General features: G+C 74.4%; 5 protein-coding genes. 2 read left to right on the forward strand and 3 right to left on the reverse strand.

All coding sequences use genetic code 11. From position 1 onward, the window contains the following. Nucleotides 1-177: 177 nt before the first annotated feature. On the forward strand, nucleotides 178-1,374 hold the full coding sequence (locus HGA02_RS11195; protein ID WP_168679076.1) for an acyl-CoA dehydrogenase family protein: 1,197 nt from the start codon (nucleotides 178-180) through the stop codon (nucleotides 1,372-1,374). Between the two features lie 89 nt (nucleotides 1,375-1,463). Continuing rightward, complete coding sequence (locus tag HGA02_RS11200; protein WP_168679077.1) at nucleotides 1,464-2,687, forward strand: acetyl-CoA C-acetyltransferase; 1,224 nt, start codon at nucleotides 1,464-1,466, stop codon at nucleotides 2,685-2,687. Nucleotides 2,688-2,775: 88 nt separating this feature from the next. On the opposite strand, the gene HGA02_RS11205 is transcribed toward HGA02_RS11200, so the two are convergent. From HGA02_RS11205 to HGA02_RS11215, 3 genes are all read right to left on the reverse strand, one after another. Next, a complete protein-coding gene (locus tag HGA02_RS11205) occupies nucleotides 2,776-3,231 on the reverse strand; it encodes a MaoC family dehydratase (RefSeq protein ID WP_168679078.1) in 456 nt (151 codons plus the stop codon). After that, a complete protein-coding gene (gene fabG / locus HGA02_RS11210) occupies nucleotides 3,228-3,983 on the reverse strand; it encodes a 3-oxoacyl-ACP reductase FabG (protein ID WP_168679079.1) in 756 nt (251 codons plus the stop codon). Before fabG ends, HGA02_RS11205 begins: the two co-directional genes overlap by 4 nt. Beyond that, the coding region (locus tag HGA02_RS11215) for a bifunctional nuclease domain-containing protein (RefSeq protein ID WP_168679080.1) at nucleotides 3,980-4,594 on the reverse strand (615 nt) is incomplete at its 5' end. The genes fabG and HGA02_RS11215, both read right to left, overlap by 4 nt.

Consider the following 4,594-nt stretch of genomic DNA (forward strand, 5'->3'; position numbering starts at 1 on the left):
CGGCGAGCGACCCGGGGCGCGGCGCGCGGTGCGCTGCGGCGGCGGCGCCCGTGCCCGGGGTGGGGGACGGGTCGGTCGGATCCGGCATGCGCCGACTCTAGACCCGGGCGCTCCACGTGGTGCAACATTCTCGAAGATGTTGCACGCACCGGTCGACGACGATCAGGGAGACGCACCATGACGACCACCGACACCCCCGTCCACGCCCCGCTCGCCGCCGACTTCTACGGCTTCCAGGAGGCGCTCACCCCCGCCGAGCACGACGCCTCCGCGCGCCTGCGCGACTTCATGGAGCGCGAGGTCCGGCCCATCGCCCTCGACTACTGGGACCGCGCCGAGTTCCCGCACCAGATCGTCCCCGGGCTCGCCGAGTGCGGGATGTTCGGCGCGATGTGGCCGGAGACCTCGCGGTTCGAGAACTCCGCCGTGTGGCGGGGGTGGGCCGCGCTCGAGCTCGCCCGCGTCGACCCGTCCACCGCGACCTTCGTCGGCGTGCAGAGCGGCCTGACGATGAGCTCGATCGCGCTCGGCGGCTCGCCCGAGCAGCGCGCGCAGTGGCTCCCGCCGATGGGCCGCGGCGAGGTCCTGGGCGCGTTCGGGCTCACCGAGCCTCTGTCCGGGTCCGACGCGTCCAAAGGGCTGCGCACGACCGCCGAGCGCCGCGGCGACACGTGGGTGCTCAACGGCGCCAAGCGGTGGATCGGCAACGCCACGTTCGCCGACGTCGTCGTGATCTGGGCCCGCGACACCGCCGACGGGCAGGTCAAGGGCTTCCTCGTCCGCCGCGGCACGCCCGGCTTCACGACGAGCAAGATCGAGCGCAAGCAGGCGCTGCGCATCGTGCAGAACGCCGACATCACGCTCGACGGCGTGGTCGTCGACGAGGCGGACCGGCTGCCGCACATCCACTCGTTCCGCGACGTCGCCGTCGTGCTGCGGCTCACGCGCGCCGAGGTCGCCTGGCAGGCCGTCGGTGTCGCCGTCGGCGCGTTCGAGGCCACCGTCGCCTACGTCGGCCAGCGCGAGCAGTTCGGCCGCCCGCTCGCGTCGTTCCAGCTCGTCCAGGACCGGCTCGCGCAGTGCCTCGGCAACATCACGGCGTCGATCGCGCTGTGCCTGCAGGCGTCGCGGATGCAGGACGCGGACCGGCTCGGTGACGAGCACGCCGCGCTCGCCAAGGGGTTCGCGACCTCCCGGATGCGCGAGACCGTCGCGTGGTGCCGCGAGCTGCTCGGCGGCAACGGCATCCAGCTCGACCACGGGGTCGCCAAGTTCTTCGCCGACGCCGAGGCCGTCTACTCGTTCGAGGGCACGCGCGACATGAACAACCTCATCGTCGGCCGTGCGATCACGGGCGTCTCGGCGTTCGTCTGAGCCGCCCCTCCCCGCGACCCCCGCCGCGTCCCGTCCGGCGTCCCCGTCGCGCACCGCACTGATCCGCCCACCGCACCAGGAGGTCCGCCGTGCCCGAGGCATTCGTCGTCGCCGCCGCTCGCTCACCGATCGGCCGCGCGTTCAAGGGGTCGCTCACCGGGCTGCGGGCCGACGACCTCACCGCCCAGGTCGTCCGCGCCGCGCTCGCGCAGGTGCCCACGCTCGACCCCGGCCTCGTCGAGGACCTCCTCCTCGGCTGCGGGCTGCCGGGCGGCGAGCAGGGGATGAACATGGCCCGCGTCGTCGCCGTGCTGTCCGGGCTCGACGAGACCGCCGGCACGACCGTCAACCGGTACTGCGCGTCGTCGCTGCAGACCACCCGCGCCGCGTTCCACGCGATCAAGGCGGGCGAAGGCGACGTGTTCGTGTCGGCGGGCGTCGAGGTCGTCAGCCGCACCGCGCGCGGCTCGTCCGACCACATCCCCGGCGAGGACGTCACCAACCCGCGGTTCGGCGACGCGGTCACCCGCACCGCCCAGGCCGCCGGGGGCGGCACGACGTGGCACGACCCGCGCGAGGACGGCGGTCTCCCCGACGTCTACGTCGCGATGGGCCAGACCGCCGAGAACGTCGCCCAGCTCACGGGCACCGGCCGGCGCGAGCAGGACGAGTACGCCGCGCTGTCGCAGAACCGCGCAGAGGCCGCGATCGCGTCGGGGTTCTGGGCGCGCGACATCACGCCGGTCACGCTGCCCGACGGGACCGGGGTGGCGGCCGACGACGGTCCGCGTCGTGGCGTCACGGTCGAGGCGCTCGCGGCCCTGCCGCCCGTGTTCCGGCCCGACGGGACCGTCACGGCCGGCAACTGCTGCCCGCTCAACGACGGCGCCGCGGCGCTCGTGGTCGTGAGCGACCGGGTCGTGGAGCGCCTCGGTCTCACACCGCTCGGCCGCATCGTCTCGACCGGTGTCAGCGCGCTGTCGCCCGAGATCATGGGCCTCGGGCCCGTCGAGGCCAGCCGGCGCGCGCTCGACCACGCCGGGCTCACGATCGACCAGATGGACCTCGTCGAGCTCAACGAGGCGTTCGCCGCGCAGGTGCTGCCGTCCGCGAAGGCGATCGGCGTCGACCTCGAGCGGCTCAACGTGCACGGCGGGGCCATCGCGGTCGGCCACCCGTTCGGCATGACGGGCGCCCGGATCACCACGACGCTCCTGCACGGGCTCGCCGCGACCGACGGGCGCTACGGGCTCGAGACGATGTGCGTCGGCGGCGGCCAGGGCATGGCGATGGTCGTGGAGCGGGTGGCCTGAGGCTCGGGCGCGCGGCCAGACGGCGGACGCCCGCCGCGGTCCGGGAGGGATCGGCAGCGGGCGTCGAGACGTCGTCGTGCGCGCCGCGTCAGGACGGGACGTAGAGCGCGATCGTCGCCGCGACGAGCGCGGGCCGGTCCGCACCCTCGACCTCGACGACGACCTCGCTGCCGACCCGCACGCCCTGCGGCGTGACCTCCGCAGACCCGATCGTCGTCGTCGCCCGGACGCGCGACCCGGCGGTGACCGGCGTGAGGAAGCGGACGCGGTCGAGCCCGTAGTTCACGACCGCGGACGTGCCGCCCACGTCGAGCAGCTCCTCGGTCAGCGCGGGGAGCAGCGCGAGCGTGAGGAACCCGTGCGCGACGGTCGCGCCGAACGGTCCGTCCGCCGCGCGCCGCGGGTCGACGTGGATCCACTGGTGGTCGTCGGTCGCGTCGGCGAACAGGTCGATGCGCTGCTGGTCGACGGTCCGCCACGGCCCGGTCGCGGTCGTGCCGACGACGGACGCGAGGTCGGCGGGGGAGTCCACGGTGATCGTCATCCGCGCGGCCCTCCCGCGACGTAGAGCACCTGGCCGGACACGAACCCGGCTTCCTCGGACGCGAAGAACGACACCGCGGCGGCGATGTCGTCGGGCTGCCCGACGCGTCGGACGGGGACGGCCTTCGCCTCGGCGGCGAGCAGGTCCTCGAACGGGACGCCGACCCGCTCCGCCACGGCCCTTGTCATCTCGGTCTCGATGAACCCGGGGGCGACTGCGTTGACCGTGACGCCGAACGGTCCGAGCTCGATCGCGAGCGTCTTGGTGAACCCCTGCATGCCGGCCTTGGCGGCCGCGTAGTTCGCCTGGCCGCGGTTGCCGAGGGCCGACGTGCTCGACAGGTTGACGACGCGTCCCCATCGCGCCTCGACCTGGTGCGCCTGCACGGCGCGGCTGACCAGGAACGCGCCACGCAGGTGCACGCGCAGCACGTCGTCGAAGTCGGCGGTCGACATCTTGAACAGCAGGTTGTCGCGCAGGATCCCCGCGTTGTTGACGAGCACCGTCGGCGGGCCCAGCGTGCGGGCGACGTGCGCGACGGCCTGCGCGACCGCGTCCTCGTCGCCCACGTCGGCGCCGACGGCCAGCGCGTCGCCCCCGTCGGCGCGGATCGCGGCGGCCGTCGTCTCGGCGTCATCCTCGCGCAGGTCGAGGACCGCGATGCGGTGGCCGTCACGGGCGAGTCGCCGTGCGGTCGCGGCGCCGATGCCGCGCGCGGCGCCGGTGACGAGGGCGGTTCTGGCGTCGGTCACGTGGGTGTCCTCTCGTCGAACGTGATGAGCTGGCGGAGCTCGCTGCCGGCGGCGAGCCGGTCCATCGCGAGGTCGAGGTCCGTGAGGGCGATGTGCGACGACACGAGCTCCTCGAGCGGGAGCCGTCCGGCGCGCCACAGGTCGACGTAGACGGGGACGTCGCGTGCGGGCACGGAGGAGCCGAGGTAGGAGCCGACGACGGTGCGTGCCTCGGCGGTGAGGGTGAGCGGACTGACGGACGCCCGGGCTTCCGGGGCGGGCAGGCCCACCGTCACCGTCGTGCCACCGGGGGCCGTCGCCGCCAGCGCGGTCTCGAACGCGCGCGCCGAGCCCGCGGCCTCGACGACGACCGGCGCGCGGACGCCGGTCGCTGCCAGGTCGTCGGGCTCGACCGCGAATGCGGCGCTGAGGCGGCGTGCCGTGGCGAGCTTCTCCGGACGCGTGTCGACCGCGACGACCTCGTGCCCGAGCGCGACGGCGACGAGCAGCGCGAGCGCGATCGCGTCCGAGGCGCGCGAGTCGACGCGCGGTCCGGTCGTGAGCACGAGCTCGGCGTGGAAGACGCCCTCCTCGAGCCGGGTGATCTCGACGTGCGCGACGCTCGAGCCCGC

Origin of the sequence: Cellulomonas septica, from assembly GCF_012396155.1 — a bacterium.
GTDB lineage: Bacteria > Actinomycetota > Actinomycetes > Actinomycetales > Cellulomonadaceae > Cellulomonas > Cellulomonas septica.